We start from the raw sequence: 16,407 nt of genomic DNA, 5'->3' as shown, positions 1-16,407 counted from the left end.
TTATTAAAGATTTTGATTTTTGGCAAAATAATCTTGATTTACAACAAATCTAAATCGCCGCCAGTATATCAAACGAAAAATTAAGTGTCAACGAAATTAAACATTTATGAATCACCCCCAAATAGCCTATATTTCCTTTGACACAGTACCAGCACCAAAGGGTGCTGCTATCCATATTGAGGCTTTTTCTAGAGCCTTAGCAACAGCTTTTGATGATATACATTTATTAACAGTTTCTCCTACAGCAGAATTGATAAATTATCACCAAATTTACCCACAAGTTATGCAAACCATGTTGCCAGCTTTGGGTGAAAATTTAATTCAGCGAATTTTGTACTTTCGTCGTTGCTTGCGAGGATGGTTACAAGGAAGGCGATTTGATGCCATACATATTCGGTCAATTTACGAAGGCTTAGTCATTGCCCTTAACAAAAATCAATATTGTGATAAGTTAATTTTTGAAGTGAATGGGTTACCTTCCATAGAATTAAAATATCGCTACCCTGCTGTTGTTAATGATCGAGAACTTTTACATAAATTACATTCTCAAGAGCAAGTTTGTTTAACGGCAGCAGATTTAATCGTAACGCCTAGTGAGGTAACTGCCGAGTATTTGCACACTATAAGAAATATTCCTAAATATAAAATTCGAGTAATCCCTAATGGTGTCGATTTAGATGTGTTTAGTTACGATTTAAGCACGCGTAATATACAGCCAATAACAACAGATGCTGTCAATCTACCCTTACAGATGTTATATTTTGGTACACTTTCACCGTGGCAAGGTGTAAGTTTAGCTATTGAGGCTTTAGGGCTAATAAATCGAGATTTTCCGGCTAATTTAACAGTAATTGGGCAATCCAGAGAGTATCAAATTAAGGCTATAAAGCAACTGGCGTTAAAGTTAGGAGTAACCAAGCATCTCACTATTTTAGAACCAATGTCACAAAAACAATTGGTGGCATATATTCACACCTCAGATGTGATTTTAGCTCCCCTCACACCCAACGATCGCAATTTAGTTCAAGGTTGCTGTCCTCTGAAAATTCTGGAAGGTATGGCAACGGGAAGGCCTGTAATTGCTAGTGATTTGCCTGTAGTAAGAGAGTTAGGAGAAGATGGGGTACATTTTTTATTAGTTAAACCAGGTTCAGCTAAATCCATTAAAGATGCGGTTTTACGCTTACAAAATGGGAAGGAATTAGCAACTCAACTAGCAACTAACGCCCATCAGCGAATAGAGAGTAATTATACTTGGCAACGGGCTGGAGATGCTTTAGTTACGGCTTATCAAGAACTAGGAATTAAGCGAGTAATTAAAGTTTGAAGTTGCTGTTTTTCTTGCGTGATAGAATGGGCAGTTAAGATGCGATCGCGTGCTGCTGACTGAATCCTCTTCTTTTCCTCTAACGGTATTCCCAAGTATTCCAACACAGCCTCACCCAACTTATGTAGATGGGAACGAGACAGCAAAAAGCCATTTTCACCATGCGAGATCATCTCTGGAATCCCACCCGCATCACTAGCAATACAGCAACAACCACAAGCCATAGCCTCTAACAGTGCATTCGGCATACCCTCCCACAGTGAAGGCTGAAGATAAACATCACACAACCGCAGATGAGCTGCCACCGTCTCAGGGTTAGGTAGATGTCCAGTTACAATCACTCTTTGGGCATTTTCTGGCTGATGAGTTGCATACAATTGCAGCACAGATTCTTGAGAAGTCCTGACTTCGCCAATAATTAACAGACAAGTAGGACGTTCTTGGCGCACTCTTGTTAAAGCACTCAATAAAAACTGCTGTCCTTTCTTTTCCCGCAGTTCCCCACAAAAGCCTAATACTACTTCTTCCGGCGCAATTCCCAAACTCTTCCGCAGATTATTTTCCTCGGTTGTGAAGTGCTGCGAAGTTTTATTTCTAGGTGAAAATACTTCTGTATCAACCGTATTTTTCAACACCAAAACATCATTACGCCCACTCAGTAGCTGAATTTTACGCGCCATATCAGCACTAACGGCTGTGATGACATTAGCGTGTTGCAGCGTCCACTGTAAACGGGCAAAATCTCCTGGTGGAAACATTTCTCTGTCAATATCATTACCACGGGCGCTAACAGTGCTAGCTATTCCTTGTAAAGCCGCAAACCAAGTCGCTAGAAACCCACTAGGAAAAAGATAATGACCCCATATAGCATCATAATTATGAGTCTGATGCAACCATGCTAAAAAATTTAAAGTATGAGGCATGGTCATATCCCAATGGCGATATAACCCTATACGATAGACACGAGGTTTGATATCAAAAGACTGCGGTGGTAAAACTTCACCCGGTTGTAAGTAACGGCTCCAGGTAACAACATCAGTTTCTATACCAAGTTGAGATAATGTTGTCACCAATCGCGTAGCACTACTAGCTACTCCCCCCAAATCTGGTGCAAATCTTTCTGTAATTAATAAAATTCTGTTCATATAAGGAAGAAGCAACTTTTTAAGCAGTAATTCCAGTATGAGTATAGAATATTTTTCTCAGACCACTTTTTAGAAATTGATTGTTAATTCCCTGAATTAAACTTGATTATCTAACAAAACTCAGCGATTGATCTTCATCAACTACATAACTACCTAGTGATAAGGGAATTTCTATCCAAAACTCAGTTCCTTCGCCAACTTCTGATAAAAATCTGAGTTTTCCCTTGTGCTTTTCAACGACAATCTGATAGCTGATTGATAAACCTAATCCTGTACCTTTACCTACAGGCTTAGTTGTGAAAAACGGATCAAATAGTTGTTTCTTTACCTCTTCTGTCATTCCTGAACCATTATCAGCAATTCTGATCACAACACAATTTGTTTCTAAAACCTCTGTGGTAATTGTAATTTGGCTATGACGAACACAATTTGCTGTTATAGAGTGTTTATGTTGGCAACCTTCTAAAGCATCAATTGCATTACTAATAATATTCATAAAAACTTGATTTAGTTGTCCAGGATAGCACTCTACTAGGGGCAAATTACCGTAGTTTTTGATTATTTCTATCTTAGGATGATCAGATTTTTCTTTGAGTCGATTGTGCAAGATTAATAATGTACTATCAATACCTTGATGGATATCAACCATTTTAATGTCCGCTTCATCAAGACGAGAGAAATTTCGTAAAGATAAAACAATTTCCGTTATACGTCCAGTTCCTACTTGCATGGAGTGTAATATTTTAGGTAAATCATCAAGTAAAAAATCTAAATCAATCTGTTGTATATAATTCCAAATTTCCGGTTCAGGATTTTGATAAAACTGCTGATAAAGATTCACAAGCTGGATTAAATCATGAGTATATTCGCCAATATACTGTAAGTTACCGTGGATAAAATTTACTGGATTATTAATTTCGTGAGCTATTCCAGCAACTAGCTGTCCCAAACTAGACATCTTCTCGGCTTGAATTAATTGAGATTGAGTTTGCTGTAGCTCTTTTAAAGATTTCTTTAATTCCTCAGCCTGTGTTTGAGCAATCTGAGTCAAATTATCCTTAATTTGTAGCGCACTCTGCAATTGTTGATGTTGTTGAGTAAGTTCTGCTGTTAATTTTTCAGCATCAGCTAGAGCAGTATTTTTTGCCTGTAATAAAAAGAGAAAATCAGCAATTGGATCGTGAATGGGAAAATCTTTAAGTTTAATACCCAGGGGGACAAGACTAGCTGTATCAGTAATCCAAGGAGAGCCTAAGAAAAAGATGATCTCCTGCTCTTTTTGATACATCATTTGTCCTTTCATCAGCATTCCATTATGGATAAACTCCAAAATGAAAAGAGAGCGGGATTTTTTGTGAATATTTTCAAAATCAACTGGAATATTGGGCCGATTAATTCTGAAATGTTGCTCAATATAACTACCAATCAGTGATTTAGAGCTAATGCGTTCTATAACGTCACCAGCCTGTAAAATTTCTCGATGTTTGTTAAAGACAAAGTGGAACGGAAAAATTTGAGTAAATAGCTCTGGTGGGAGACTTAAGTGAGGAGTAACCATTACTATAGTAATCCGCTTTGATTTTTGAACTGGCTGGAGTAGGGAGTAGAGATTAGGAATTAGGGAAGAAGCATATTCCCATAGGGGCGGATTCAGTGAAATCATGATTAATAATTGATGAGATTTTTCAACCCGCCCCTAGAGAGTTTCTTCAAAAATCAAATAGGAATTCTATATATTGCTCAGTGTGGTTTATATTTCACCAAGAATTCATCATGTTCATAACCATCATTGCGACTCTGAGTTTGGGTAATATCAACTTCTGTTTCAAACCGTATTCCTAATCCCTTCACTAAACCAATAACCATTGGTGCTAGTCCTTCTCTGCTGGAGCGATACTGTAGCGTTAGGGAATCTTCCTCCATATCACTGCATTCAAATGATGGAGGTTGCAATTGAGGAAAACTAATCCCCACACGAGCATGAAGATTATCTAAGTTTTCTAAAAACTCAGGTAGATTATCCCCACTCATATCCATCATCTCCCCATAGCCTTCCTCCGATGTGTATTTAACCCAGAATTGCCCAAACGCTTGCATAATTTCTGAGGGAGATAATTTGAGAACCATACTGGCAGCTTTTACCAGCCTATGGGTGATGTCATCCGGGTAGCCTTCCATGCTAATAAAAACGTCTACATCTATCTCAGCTTTTTGTTTAATTTCTTGCCAAATCTCTTCACCAAAGCGACTGCACACCATATCTTTAATCGCTTTGTTTACTAATCCATACATAGTAGCTTCCTCTTAAATATATAACCTCACAAGTTATTGATGTAACTCAGTTTTGCAGAGTTACATCAATAGATGGCTGAACGTTTATACCTTTAAACTAGCCCCAGCACCCTTTTTAACATCTTGATGATGTCCGAAGCTTATCGGTAATGTCTGAATTCTATTGCTACAACTTGGTCTGGGTGCATCAGTATTTCTACTTTTTATTTTCCCTATAGCAAAAGAGTGTAAGGATATAGGCTGTTTACAATATTCAATATGTAGTGTGCATCAGCCAAAGAAGCCATTGATATACTGAGAAGTTATTGGGACTAACGCACCTTAGTTGACGGAAGGAAACCCTACAATTTTTTGGCATTATTGTAGTTGTGTCAGTCCATTAGGGGCAATTTGGGATAATTTATTTACTTTTACGCAAAAAATAAAGAGGTCTAATTAGACCTCTTCGACAACTTCTTATAATAAATTTTCAACTTATAGCAATTACAGCAACCCAGCATTAGCGCCTTGCTTACCAGTTGCCAATTCCACCTTAACGATTTTGCCACCCATTTTTTGAATCCGTTGCTGTTCACGGAACCAGTTTTCGTAAGGAACAAGCTTGGTAAAGTAGGTGTTTTGTAATTCGCGTTGGGTGCGAATCCGGGTTTGGCTGGGAACGCAAGCTGTAATTTTAAATAACCGCGCCATGTTTTGAATCTCCTATGGTGAGTGTGAAAACTTTTTTTATCTCAAAAATGAAAGGGATTATGAGTTTTACACAGATATTTAATTAATCTGTCCAAGGCTGGAAATCAAACATCAACACTAGACAGCTAACACTCATGACTAAGTTTTAGTTAGATAAGCGTATAGACGTTCTAGCACTCATGGTTGATTTCCAGACCTTACGATAGGCGCACCTAATTACTTAAGTGCAATTAGCTCTTAGCTCAAGCCAGAGGAGATGTAGTCGAAGTAAACACCCATTTCTTTACCAGCGTCGGGACCAACCAAGCTAGCGGTTACTTCTTTCATTGCTTGGATTGCTTGAACGGTAGCACCGATGGGTACACCCAAGGAGTTGTAGGTTTCTTTCAAACCGTTGAGTACGCGCTCATCGAGGATGGAAGGATCGCCAGCTAGCATAGCGTAGGTAGCGTAGCGGAGGTAGTAATCCAAGTCACGGATACAAGCAGCGTAACGACGGGTGGTGTACATATTACCACCGGGACGGGTGATATCAGAGTACAACAAAGATTTAGCTACAGCTTCTTTAACAATTGCAGCTGCGTTAGCACTGATGGTGGTAGCAGCACGTACACGTAGTTCGCCAGTCGCGAAGTAGCCTTTGAGTTTTTCTAAAGCTGCGGTGTCAAGGTACTTACCTTGAACGTCTGAGGAGTTAATTACAGAGGTAATTGCGTCTTGCATGTTGTTATTTCCTTATTTCCAACCTTATTGCAATAGATTTCAGTTTCGTGCCGTGGAAACAGCTTCGACCTACTGCATTGCACCAACAACGTAGTCGAAGTAAGAACCAGCTTCAGCAGCGTCTTCAGCAGACAGCAAGCCAGCAGCAACGTTCTTCATAGCAGCAACGCCACCAGCTACTGCATCGATGGGAGTACCGAGGGACTTGTACATTTCACGAACGCCAACGATACCGATTTCTTCGATGGGGGTAACGTCACCAGCAACGATTCCGTAGGTCACGAGGCGGAGATAGTAGTCTAGGTCACGCAGGCAGGTAGCGGTCATTTCTTGACCGTAAGCGTTTCCACCAGGAGAAACAACGTCAGGACGCTTTTGGAACAGTTGGTCGCCAGCTTGCTTAACGATGCGCTCACGGTTGTCGGTCAAAACTTGAGCGATGCGTAGGCGTTGCTGACCACCAGCAACAAAGCTCTTGATCCGATCTAATTCGCCAGGGCTGAGGTAGCGGGCTTCTGCATCAGCATTCACGATGGACTTCGTGACGATACTCATTAATGGATTCCTCCAGTACGAAATAAAACCAGGATTTAATTAAACTGGTGCGATTTTGCAATTTGGTTGACTGAGATTATTGTCTCGTCTTTTTGACACAACAGTTCACTGAAGTAACTGCTACTGCCTTTAGAGTACGAGTTGGCTGGAGTTAACACAACTAAACCAGCTTTTAAACTCAGCTACCTTCCGCAAATTATTCTCCGGCATTCTGTTGAGCATTTATGACTGCTCTTAACAGTTTGTAACATTCTTTTTCAGTTTTACCGTGATTCCAACAGTTGCCACGGGAAAATAGGGGATTGGGTACTGGGTATTGGGGATTGGTTAAGTCCCAGTCCCTAGTTCCTAGTCCCTAGTCCCCTATCACTGAATTGAATAGAAGGAGTTTAGCGATCGCCTGGTCTACCGGTCAATGTAGAAGGCGACAAGCTAGACCAAGATTGTTTCACCAAATCAGCAGCAGCTTGGACGCTACCGAGGTAGTTACCTGCGGGTAGAGATGGGAAGCGTGGGTATGGCACCACATCTTCACCAAAGAAGCGGCTGTATTCGGCACTATTTACTATCGCGTCCACAGCAGCCCGTAAACCGCTATCAGCCAATAACTTGTTGTATTGACGGATTTCGCCTTGGGTAGCTGGCGCACGTCCCAACAGGTGACGGAATAGGAACTCAATTACCTTGGTGTTGGGATAAGGCGTATAGAAGCGTTTGCGATAGATTTCTGAACTGGCTAATTCCCGCACAAACTCACGCACGGTAATTTCGCCATTCCGCAATTTACTGTCTAGGTTAGAACGACGTAAGTAGTCAGGAATTTGGCCGCTAAATACATCCATTACCTGACGGTAAATGGCGTTAATTACTACCTGTCTTTCTGGTTGGTTGGTACCATCAGTGAGGCGGTAGATCCGAATGGGTTTACGGCGACCTGTACCAACACCCACTTCTACAGACTGGCCGCGGCCATCGTTGAAGGAACGACCCAATTCAATGAACAAGGGTTTGCTCTTGTCCATTTGCTTGGCTTGAGCCGCTAAATCTGCGATCGCCTTCGCTAAAATTGGTGTCTTATCAGACTCAATCCGCGCTTTAACTGGTTTAAAGCTAGGTACAACCAAGTCAGTGTTTTGCTTGGTCAGTTGATTATAAAGTCTTTGGGTATTGGGGAAGTTAGCAGCAGGTAAGGTGGGGAAGCGACGATAAGGTACTGTATCCTCACCAAACACCTCGCGGTACTCCTGGCTATTCACCAAAGCACCAATGAAAGCACGAATACCTTGAGTAGCAAGAATTTGGTTATACTTGCGGATTTCTGCTTGATCAATCGGTGCGCGTCCTAGGAAGTGCTTAGTTCCCAACTCAATTACCTTGGTGTTGGGGTAAGGTGTGTAGAATTCTTTCAGGTAAAGATTGGAATAACCCAAACCTTCAATAAATTCCTTAACCGTAATTTCGCCGTTGCTTAGTTTGCTTTCTAAGACTGTAAATTCGTTTTTGACGATGTAAGGTGCAATATCACGCTCGAAAATCTGACGATAAGCAGCACTAATTAGAGTTTGGACTGCGACTTTATCAACAGTATTGGCTACTAGCTTAAAGACCTTCGTTTGTTCCCTTTGCTTGGTGACACCTTGCTTGATGCGGAAATCAACATCCGGTTCTGTGCGTTTTTCTGCAACTGTACCCAATTCCACAAAGCGTGGTGTTTCTAGTTTTTCAACTTTTGCACCCACATCTTCACGGATGCTACCCACACGGAGTTTTCTCAGGGCTACACCCGCAGGAGTCAGATAGCGTTCGTAAGGCACTGTATCTTCACCAAAAGCTTCGCTGTACTCTACGCTGTCAAGAATGGCATCAACCACAGCGTAAAGACCTTTCTTAGAAGCGATATCAAAATACTTGTTGTTTTCTTGACGACCGTAGGTAGGACGACCCAACAAGCGGCGGTGAATATACTCAATCGCTTTACAAACATAAAGCGGTGTCCAGTACAGCTTGCGGAATAAATCCGACTTCGCCAAAGCCCGAACAAATTCCCGTACAGAAATTTCGCCGTTTTCTAGCTTAATTTCTTGTACTTTTAGCCGTTGACCTTCGTAAACGTCCCGACCAAACACTTGCAAGTAGGTCGCTCTGATGACTGCTTGGGTAGAGCTTTCAGAGAACTTAACGCTGGCTCCCTTACCAGTATTTTTGCTCAGGGTGGCAGGAATTTGATCCAACTTGAACACTTTGGGGCCAAGAGTCCCAGGTGCTACACCCCGTGCTTTGGGGTTGCTCAGTTGGTTATTAATCCCAGGGCCTTGATTAATCAAGATCCGTCTGGTGTCTTTACCAAAAGGAGCGGGACTGTTGCTGGGGTTGCGGGTTTCTTTCGGGAAAATCGCCCCAAACTGAATTTCCAAGGGGTCGTTACCAGAACCGTAGGGGTGTTGGTCTGGTAGTGGCTGTTCATAAGCCGCAAATGTGGTAATGAACTGAGGTACTTTGCGGAAAGGCGCACTGTAGTTAAACAGGTCTTGCTGCGGCCCCCAGTTGCGACATTCTTGTGCTTCTTGACCCAAACCACGCAGGTAAGGTACTGTTTCTTCCCCAAAGTAGTCGCTGTATTCTTGAGAATCTACCAAAGCATCTACTAAAGCTGGTAGACCGCCGTTAGAAATAATCGAGAAATATTTTTGTACTTCTTCACGGCTACTTGGTCCCCGTCCCAAAATGTGACGGAAAGCTAGTTCGATAACGCGACTGTTAATAAAAGGTTGGTAAAACTGTTTTTGGTAAAGGGGAGATTTAGCCAAGCGACGCACGAACTCCTTCATGGAGATGTCGCCGTTTTTGACTTTGGATTCTAAGTCAGAGATTGACAAGCTGTAAGCACGGGTAATATCGCGCTCAAAGATTTGCCGATAGGCTGCTTTAACTACTTCAGTTTTTTCGGTAGCAGACAACCCAGGCTTCATGACAAACTTCGGTCTTCTTTCCGCCGCATTGAAATAAATTTGTGGCAGTTGTAAACCTTGTTGATCGCCAGAAGGACGTTGACGCAGTTTAGTAGAAGGTGTGGGTGCTTTGAACTCTGTCAGCAACACATCCATGTACTGAGTCACAATGTCTGTGGCTTCAGAATCTTTGCGGAAGTAAGACAGTGATGCTGCTTTGATTTCCTGTAAAGCTACTAAAGTCGCTTCTCCAGAGCAAGCATTTTCAATAATTTCTCGCAAGCCCCGTGTATTCACTGCGATGATGTTGGGGTCGCCAGCCACGATCGCATAGGTAGCATAGCGCAAGAACCAGGATAAATCCCGCAAGCTCTTGGACATATTGCTAGGGCCGTAACGGGCAATGTTAATTGGTCTAAAACCTGGAGGGGTTGGGCCACTAGGAGATGTGTTGAAAATGGAGCGTAAATTTTCTAGGAATCCACCACGAGTCTCCACGTAGGTGACAGTTCCTAATTTCATTCCTTCTCTGACATCGCCACCAGCACCAGCCGTCACAGCAGCAGTAGCCATTGCCATTTCTTGTTCTCTCGGCTTTTCTAAAAAAGCCATTGGCGAACCACCAACGAAAATCCGGTTAGCAGCACGAGATACGATAATCTCGGAATTGTCTGTGAGGATCTGAGCAATTTCTAGACGTTTTGCACCAGATGCAAAGTAGCTTGCTAATTCCTTTAATTCACCGGTTCCCAAAAAGCGGTCTTGCTGTTCCGCTTGGGAAATGGTTGCTACAGCTAGGGTTTGATATAGTTGCGGGCGCGCAACTGAGCTTCCACCACTCGCCTTAACACTCATCGGATTTGTAAAACTCCCATCATAATCATTTATGTGTTAAGTCTGGGTCGTTTTGAGGCTTGACACATAATTATTTTTATGTATTGCGATTACTGCCTACAAAACTGCCAGTAAAATTAACCCAGTCAGCTTTTAGATTAGAACGTTTTGCGTTTGCACTGTTGATTTATTAAGAAGTATGTAGATTCTAGAGGCTTTTTCCCTGAAGGTTGAGGAGTCAACACTCTTTGCTGGCTGAGATAAAGCTTAAGTTTTGTAAACATTTCTGACAAAAACTCTGAGAAATTTTTATTTGGCGATCGACCCATAATTTTATTTGAACACAAAAAATGCTGTAAAGGCAGTGATTAGGGATGAATCCTACGTATTATTTTTAAGCTTTGTCAATTAAATTACGGCAATACTTAACGTATCGTGTTATGTTTCTAAGTATTTACCAAAAATTGGTAATATTTTTTACATCAAATCAATAATTATGTAGATTACCAGTCAAACTCTGACATATGGGGAAATTATTCAGAGCCACTAAAAATAAGATTAATGAAAAACCACAATTCAATAAAGGTTTGTAGTAAGCACTTTAGTGCTACTGCGAGGACTAAAGTCCTCACTACGAACTAATGTCAGCAGTTATAATTAATTTAAAGATTAAATAGTAAAAATATCATGAATTTAGATTTCATTAGTTCCCCTAAAAACACAGCATCTAAGTTAACTTATGATGTCTTAATTGAAAACGAACTAGATGGCACAGTGAAAGCTACATTGTTAGATTTACCAGACTATCAATGTTTTGGTGCGACTCAAGAAGAAGCTATAAATAATCTGATTAAGCTTTTTCAGGAACGAAACCCCAAAATACTTATTTTAGAAGAAATTTTACCTCCTAAAATCGAATCTCCTTTAATGGAAGTTGGGGAAATCTTGAACGCTGAGGGTAACGCTTGGGATGTGCTAGAGGCATTAACAGGAACAATTGAAGCACCAAGTGATTGGTCAAGTCAACATAATCACTATTTATATGGAACGCCTAAAAATCCCGATGAGATAATAGAATGAATCAAGAAAGATTGTTTTTAGATACAGTATTTATTCAGGCTATACTGAACAAGAATGATCAATACCATCATCAAGCAAAAGCATTATTACCAAGAGTGAAAAATGCTGCTGAAGTATGGGTAACAGAAGCAGTTTTGATAGAAGTTGGTAATGCTTTAAGTGCAGTGAATCGGACAGCATCAGTTCAGTTTATTAATCAGTGTTATAAAACAGATAATATCAAGGTTGTCAGTGTAGACACACAGCTTCTCATGCGTGCGCTGGAACTTTATCACAGTCGTCAAGATAAAAGTTGGGGTTTGACAGATTGTATATCATTTATTGTTATGAAGGATCAGGGTTTAATTTATGCCGTTACGGCCGATATTCATTTTGTACAATCTGGGTTTGTAGCTTTATTAAGGCAAAAATGAAATTTACAAATACTTTTGTTTATCCGGAGAATGTAACAAGTGAGTTTGTGGATACTTGATACTGATCATGTCTCATTTTTTCAAAATAGACATCCAGTTGTTACGCAACATATCAATGTATTTTAGTTACGTGCAACCGGAAAAATTTTGAAAAAGTTCCAAATTTACGTTGAGAGAATTGGTCTATATATTAAAGTTTTGTATTGATTATACGTTGCCTGATCAATCTTACATTTCTACTTCTGCGACCTGGGCGACTAATCCGCAATGACACGACAGTATTGACATCACCTCTTATCAGATTAGTGACATCTGTCGAACTCATGTTTACTGTCGATTTACCATCTACTGCTAATATTTGATCGCCAACTTTAAGATTTCTTGTGTCTGCTGGAGATTTCTTAAAGACATCGGTAATTGTTGGAATTTTAGTTTTTTCATCAATTTTAAATGAAATACCAATACCAACAATATATTTTTCATTTTTAGTATTATTTATTTTATTTAATTGGGATTGAGTTAATTCTTGTACATCCTTGCTAGAATATTCATGGTTTTTGTCATTATAATAAATCTTAATTATGGCAAGACAAAATGAAAATAATAAGGCTAAAAAAATAATACTCCTAATGATATTATTATCCAATAAATAATCCTAATGCAACTTTTAAATATATTGATAGTAAGTGAAGCTAAATGTATATTGTTTCCATCTGTATAGCTTGTATGATTTGTAGAGGGAATTGAATTGACTGATGAATAATTTCTTTGAGAAACTGTACTTTTAACAATACTCTGCTGTGTATTTTTATTGGGTGTTGTTGCTACTTGAGAAGATTTACTAGATGCAATTGAGGATTGATTAGGTTGAGCAATTTGGGTTCGATTTGGCCTAACGGCGGATGGGGTTGCTGTGGTAGTAGATAATGTTAATTGCCACATCTTGATAGTGTTGTCCCCACTACCACTAGCCAAAGTTTGACCATTGCGACTGAAGGCTAGAGAATTAACCCAGCCAGTATGACCAGTAAGGGTTTGCAATAGCTTTCCCCTCCTCACATCCCACAGTTTGATAGTGTAGTCCCTACTCCCACTAGCTAAGGTTTGACCATCGGGACTGAAGGCTACAGACAAAGCCGAGCTAGAATGACTAGAGAGGGCTTGCAGTAGTTTTCCACTTCTCACATCCCACAGTTTGATAGTGTAGTCCCCACTACCACTAACCAAGGTTTGACCATCGGGACTGAAGACTATGGAATAAATTGAGCTAGCATGACCAGTAAGAGTTTGCAGTAGTTTTCCGCTTCTCACATTCCACAGTTTGATAGTGCAGTCCCTACTCCCACTAGCTAAGGTTTGACCATCGGGACTGAAGGCTACAGACCAAACCCAGTCAGAATGGCCAATGAAGCTTTGCAGTAGATTTCCGCTTCTCACGTTCCACAGTTTGATAGTCTTGTCCAGACTCCCACTAGCCAAGGTTTGACCATCAGGACTAAAGGCTACAGAAATGACCGAGTTAGAATGACCAGTGAAGGTTTGCAGTAGTTTTCCCCTCCTCACATCCCACAGTTTGATAGTGGAGTCCCTACTCCCACTAGCTAAGGTTTGACCATCAGGATTGAAGGCTACAGAAACGACCGAGTTAGAATGACCAGTGAAGGTTTGCAGTAGTTTTCCCCTCCTCACATTCCACAGTTTGATAGTCTTGTCCCCACTCCCACTAACCAAGGTTTGACTATCAGGATTGAAGGCTACAGACCAAACCCAGTCAGAATGGTCAGTGAAGGTTTGCAGTAGGTTTCCTATTATGTGATGATTGATAATAGACGGTTGTGTTTTTGATTCCACAACAACAGATGAGTTTGGTTTAACAACACCAGGAAAAATATCAAGCCTGAGTTGCGTAGAGCGATCGCACCAATAACATTTACCATATGTTTGGCTATGGTAGTGACTGTCTATCCTCCCGCATAGAATTAGTTCATTACTCGCTACCTTTAACGCATCAAACCACTCCTTAGCTGTAGGGCGTAGATGAGGATTTAGATGCCCATCATTAAAGCATCTAAGAAAACATCGCTGCACCTCTGGATGAACAATCTCAAGAGGAATTGTCCTGTGTACAGGTTGCAACAGACTATTTGGTGCATACAGCCATAAACCCCGACGGATAAGTTCATTCATGTCTGGAGTTTCCCCCGCACCTATCCACTTTCCCCCACCAAAAGGACTTTGACCGCCAAACAACAATTGATAGATAATGACTGCTAGACGAAAGCGATCATGTACTTCTGTTTGCTCAATGCTCGAAAAATCCTTACCAATTAGTTCGGGTGGTGTGTAATCTGGCGAACCAACTGGACAATAATAAATCTTGCCATTTTTTGGACTACGAATTTGAAAAGAGTCTGTATCAATAATTGAAGGTAAAGCCCGGTTGTTGACAAGAATATTTTGTGGCTTAATGTCACCTAATACATAGCCAGTAGTGTGAAGTGCGGTAATGATGGAAGCAATATTTTGCGCTGTGATGTGTAAAAAACGCCAATCAACTTGCAGCTTTAACTTCTTACGACGCTGAGGATTGTATATATCAAGAATTTCCTTTGCATCCTTAATTTCTGGCATTAAAAAGCCGACACAATCACCTTGAGCATTTTTCAGCACCGACTTAGGCCAAGCAAAAGAAATATGATGAAGATGAGAATTTGGCTCTGTGGGTGGGTACGCTATCATCATCGCTAACTTCTGCACACGCTCAATAGTTGGTGAATGATAAATTTTCGCTAAATAACCATGATTAGTTCGCCAAATAGTCCCTTCACCACTCTTAGCTATTGGTTCACCCAAGAGAGTAATTGATTCACTCGTATTACCACAAATGAGAAGCGTCATGGAATTTTACTCTCTTTCCCAAAGACACAAAAGCAAAGTTTTATCATCGTCAGTGCGAGCATTTAACCGTTCAGAGTTGAGGAAATCATCTAAATATTTATGGTCTTCCTTGGGGTTTGGTGTTTCCTGCAAGTATTCCTCAAAAGGTTTAAAAAAAGGTGGAAATGGTTTCCAATCATGCAAGCGAATAGCTACCTTTTCCAGTCCATCAGTAGAAGCACAAATAAATGCTTGCTCTCCTGCTATAACCTTCACCTGCATTTCTTGTAGTGCATTAGCTGAAGTGATAAAAGTTGTTTCATTGGCAAACTCACCTCTATCGGGATGAAATAATAGTTGATATTCTTCGGAATTTTGAGAACGTACTACAATAAATCCATCTCCAATTTGCATAGCTGCAATCCAGTGAGGAGTAGCCACAAAAACTAAAATAGTACAGGCTAATTCATTTACAGAATAGTCTTTTTTGATTGCTTGCTCGTCTAATTCTTTAATAACTTTTTCTACAGTTTTAGTAAATAGTTTTTTAGCTTCTGTTTCTGAGAGTGCGTGAGAAAATCTTTCCCAACACCGTTGACGCTTGCGAAGATATTCACTAATTTTTGATAAATATTTCAGTGTTGTTTTTACAGCTAAATTAGCACCAAGATCAGCATACTTAGCACTACCAGCACCATCAGCAACAGCACCTACAATTACATCATTAAAAATGCGGTCATCCCCGTAGTCTTGACAAGGTATTTCCTGACTTTCATGACTCGTTCCCAGTGCAGAACGAGCAATTGCTTTCCAACCCATAACAAATCCTTAAAATCTAGGTTATAATTTGACCCCATCCCACAGGCGGTAATGCTACAGCCTCACCTACTTTTCCACTAGAAACTCGTTTCATAGAAGTAGAAAGCCAAACAAATAAAGAGCGAAAATCTAAGCCATTCAGCATCACTGGTGGACGTTGAGGCGGAGCAATTTGTCTGAGTTTGTTCATATCCGCACCCTGAACAGCAACAGTAAAAAATGACAGTCTACGATTTTCTTCTGCTTCTCTTACCCTTTGCGCCGCACCTTCCCAATAATCTGTAGGCGCACCGTCAGTAATTAAAAACACCCAAGGACGATAGTAGAGAATACCGTTATTTTTATAAGTCTGTTTTCGGTTTTCCAACAAATTTAAAGCGTACTCTATCGCCTCACCCATTGGTGTTAAACCTTCTGCTTCTAGCTGGGGTGCTGTAAAATGCTCTATGGTCACAAAATCTTGCGTCAGTTGCACTGGGCTAAATGTCACAATAGCTACTTCTACACTGAGAGATGCTTGAGCATCTTGTAAAACATCTTCCCTAAAAGTTGCCAACCCTCGATTTAATTCGTGAATGGGTTGACCTACCATAGAGCCAGAGGTATCCAATAACAAAATAACTGGACAACGGTTTTCTGGATTTTCTACAAATTCAGGTAATCCTATCGGCATCCGATACTCCTGATTTAGTAATTTATAATAC

Annotated in this window: 14 protein-coding genes; 3 read left to right on the top strand and 11 right to left on the bottom strand. The window is 40.5% G+C overall.

Annotation, left to right across the window (positions count from 1 at the left end; genetic code table 11):
• Positions 1-106: 106 nt before the first annotated feature.
• Entirely contained in the window at positions 107-1,327 is a 1,221-nt protein-coding gene (locus NOS7524_RS26010) for a glycosyltransferase family 4 protein (protein ID WP_015141462.1), read from the top strand.
• Here NOS7524_RS26010 and NOS7524_RS26005 read toward each other — a convergent pair.
• From NOS7524_RS26005 to NOS7524_RS25975, 7 genes are all read right to left on the bottom strand, one after another.
• Positions 1,291-2,472 carry a glycosyltransferase gene (locus NOS7524_RS26005; protein ID WP_015141461.1) on the bottom strand — a complete coding sequence of 394 codons (1,182 nt, stop codon included), beginning with the start codon at positions 2,470-2,472 and terminating at the stop codon, positions 1,291-1,293. The two genes, NOS7524_RS26010 and NOS7524_RS26005, sit on opposite strands and share 37 nt — an antisense overlap.
• A gap of 106 nt (positions 2,473-2,578) precedes the next feature.
• A complete protein-coding gene (locus tag NOS7524_RS26000) occupies positions 2,579-4,030 on the bottom strand; it encodes an ATP-binding protein (protein ID WP_041555969.1) in 1,452 nt (483 codons plus the stop codon).
• Between the two features lie 182 nt (positions 4,031-4,212).
• Positions 4,213-4,764, bottom strand: a complete 552-nt coding sequence (locus NOS7524_RS25995; RefSeq protein WP_015141459.1) for a heme NO-binding domain-containing protein — start codon at positions 4,762-4,764, stop codon at positions 4,213-4,215.
• Positions 4,765-5,247: 483 nt separating this feature from the next.
• A complete protein-coding gene (locus NOS7524_RS25990) occupies positions 5,248-5,454 on the bottom strand; it encodes a phycobilisome linker polypeptide (RefSeq protein WP_015141458.1) in 207 nt (68 codons plus the stop codon).
• Positions 5,455-5,691: 237 nt separating this feature from the next.
• Positions 5,692-6,177 (bottom strand): allophycocyanin subunit beta, encoded by a 486-nt coding sequence (apcB, locus tag NOS7524_RS25985; RefSeq protein ID WP_015141457.1) that lies wholly within the window; start codon positions 6,175-6,177, stop codon positions 5,692-5,694.
• Between the two features lie 69 nt (positions 6,178-6,246).
• Positions 6,247-6,732 (bottom strand): allophycocyanin subunit alpha, encoded by a 486-nt coding sequence (apcA, locus tag NOS7524_RS25980; protein WP_015141456.1) that lies wholly within the window; start codon positions 6,730-6,732, stop codon positions 6,247-6,249.
• A 389-nt stretch (positions 6,733-7,121) separates the two neighbouring features.
• Positions 7,122-10,535, bottom strand: coding sequence for a phycobilisome rod-core linker polypeptide (locus NOS7524_RS25975; RefSeq protein ID WP_015141455.1), 3,414 nt, complete (start codon positions 10,533-10,535; stop codon positions 7,122-7,124).
• A gap of 666 nt (positions 10,536-11,201) precedes the next feature.
• On the opposite strand from NOS7524_RS25975, the gene NOS7524_RS29735 reads away from it, so the two are divergent.
• Positions 11,202-11,594: a type II toxin-antitoxin system HicB family antitoxin gene (locus NOS7524_RS29735; protein ID WP_015141454.1), complete on the top strand. Its 393-nt coding sequence runs from the start codon at positions 11,202-11,204 to the stop codon at positions 11,592-11,594.
• Positions 11,591-12,007, top strand: a complete 417-nt coding sequence (locus NOS7524_RS25965) for a type II toxin-antitoxin system VapC family toxin (protein ID WP_015141453.1) — start codon at positions 11,591-11,593, stop codon at positions 12,005-12,007. The genes NOS7524_RS29735 and NOS7524_RS25965 overlap by 4 nt, the downstream gene beginning before the upstream one ends.
• A gap of 190 nt (positions 12,008-12,197) precedes the next feature.
• Here the strand turns inward: NOS7524_RS25965 and NOS7524_RS25960 are convergent, their stop codons facing one another.
• Genes NOS7524_RS25960 through NOS7524_RS25945 form a run of 4 tightly spaced genes read right to left on the bottom strand, consistent with a single transcriptional unit; the run spans position 12,198 to position 16,376 of the window.
• Complete coding sequence (locus tag NOS7524_RS25960) at positions 12,198-12,653, bottom strand: PDZ domain-containing protein (protein WP_015141452.1); 456 nt, start codon at positions 12,651-12,653, stop codon at positions 12,198-12,200.
• On the bottom strand, positions 12,617-14,905 hold the full coding sequence (locus NOS7524_RS25955) for a protein kinase domain-containing protein (RefSeq protein ID WP_015141451.1): 2,289 nt from the start codon (positions 14,903-14,905) through the stop codon (positions 12,617-12,619). The genes NOS7524_RS25960 and NOS7524_RS25955 overlap by 37 nt, the downstream gene beginning before the upstream one ends.
• 6 nt (positions 14,906-14,911) lie before the next feature.
• Positions 14,912-15,703 carry a PP2C family serine/threonine-protein phosphatase gene (locus tag NOS7524_RS25950; protein ID WP_015141450.1) on the bottom strand — a complete coding sequence of 264 codons (792 nt, stop codon included), beginning with the start codon at positions 15,701-15,703 and terminating at the stop codon, positions 14,912-14,914.
• Between the two features lie 16 nt (positions 15,704-15,719).
• Positions 15,720-16,376, bottom strand: a complete 657-nt coding sequence (locus NOS7524_RS25945) for a vWA domain-containing protein (RefSeq protein ID WP_015141449.1) — start codon at positions 16,374-16,376, stop codon at positions 15,720-15,722.
• Between the last annotated feature and the right edge of the window lie 31 nt (positions 16,377-16,407).

It is taken from the genome of Nostoc sp. PCC 7524, from assembly GCF_000316645.1.
In the GTDB taxonomy this organism is placed as follows: Bacteria; Cyanobacteriota; Cyanobacteriia; order Cyanobacteriales; family Nostocaceae; genus Trichormus.
This window is presented reverse-complemented; position numbering and strand designations above follow the sequence as displayed.

Coding starts and splice junctions, on each gene's coding strand:
- NOS7524_RS26010 (WP_015141462.1), top strand. CDS start 107: ATGAATCACCCCCAAATAGCCTATATTTCCTTTGACACAGTACCAGCA.
- NOS7524_RS26005 (WP_015141461.1), bottom strand. CDS start 2,472: ATGAACAGAATTTTATTAATTACAGAAAGATTTGCACCAGATTTGGGG.
- NOS7524_RS26000 (WP_041555969.1), bottom strand. CDS start 4,030: ATGGTTACTCCTCACTTAAGTCTCCCACCAGAGCTATTTACTCAAATT.
- NOS7524_RS25995 (WP_015141459.1), bottom strand. CDS start 4,764: ATGTATGGATTAGTAAACAAAGCGATTAAAGATATGGTGTGCAGTCGC.
- NOS7524_RS25990 (WP_015141458.1), bottom strand. CDS start 5,454: ATGGCGCGGTTATTTAAAATTACAGCTTGCGTTCCCAGCCAAACCCGG.
- apcB (WP_015141457.1), bottom strand. CDS start 6,177: ATGCAAGACGCAATTACCTCTGTAATTAACTCCTCAGACGTTCAAGGT.
- apcA (WP_015141456.1), bottom strand. CDS start 6,732: ATGAGTATCGTCACGAAGTCCATCGTGAATGCTGATGCAGAAGCCCGC.
- NOS7524_RS25975 (WP_015141455.1), bottom strand. CDS start 10,535: ATGAGTGTTAAGGCGAGTGGTGGAAGCTCAGTTGCGCGCCCGCAACTA.
- NOS7524_RS29735 (WP_015141454.1), top strand. CDS start 11,202: ATGAATTTAGATTTCATTAGTTCCCCTAAAAACACAGCATCTAAGTTA.
- NOS7524_RS25965 (WP_015141453.1), top strand. CDS start 11,591: ATGAATCAAGAAAGATTGTTTTTAGATACAGTATTTATTCAGGCTATA.
- NOS7524_RS25955 (WP_015141451.1), bottom strand. CDS start 14,905: ATGACGCTTCTCATTTGTGGTAATACGAGTGAATCAATTACTCTCTTG.
- NOS7524_RS25950 (WP_015141450.1), bottom strand. CDS start 15,703: ATGGGTTGGAAAGCAATTGCTCGTTCTGCACTGGGAACGAGTCATGAA.
- NOS7524_RS25945 (WP_015141449.1), bottom strand. CDS start 16,376: ATGCCGATAGGATTACCTGAATTTGTAGAAAATCCAGAAAACCGTTGT.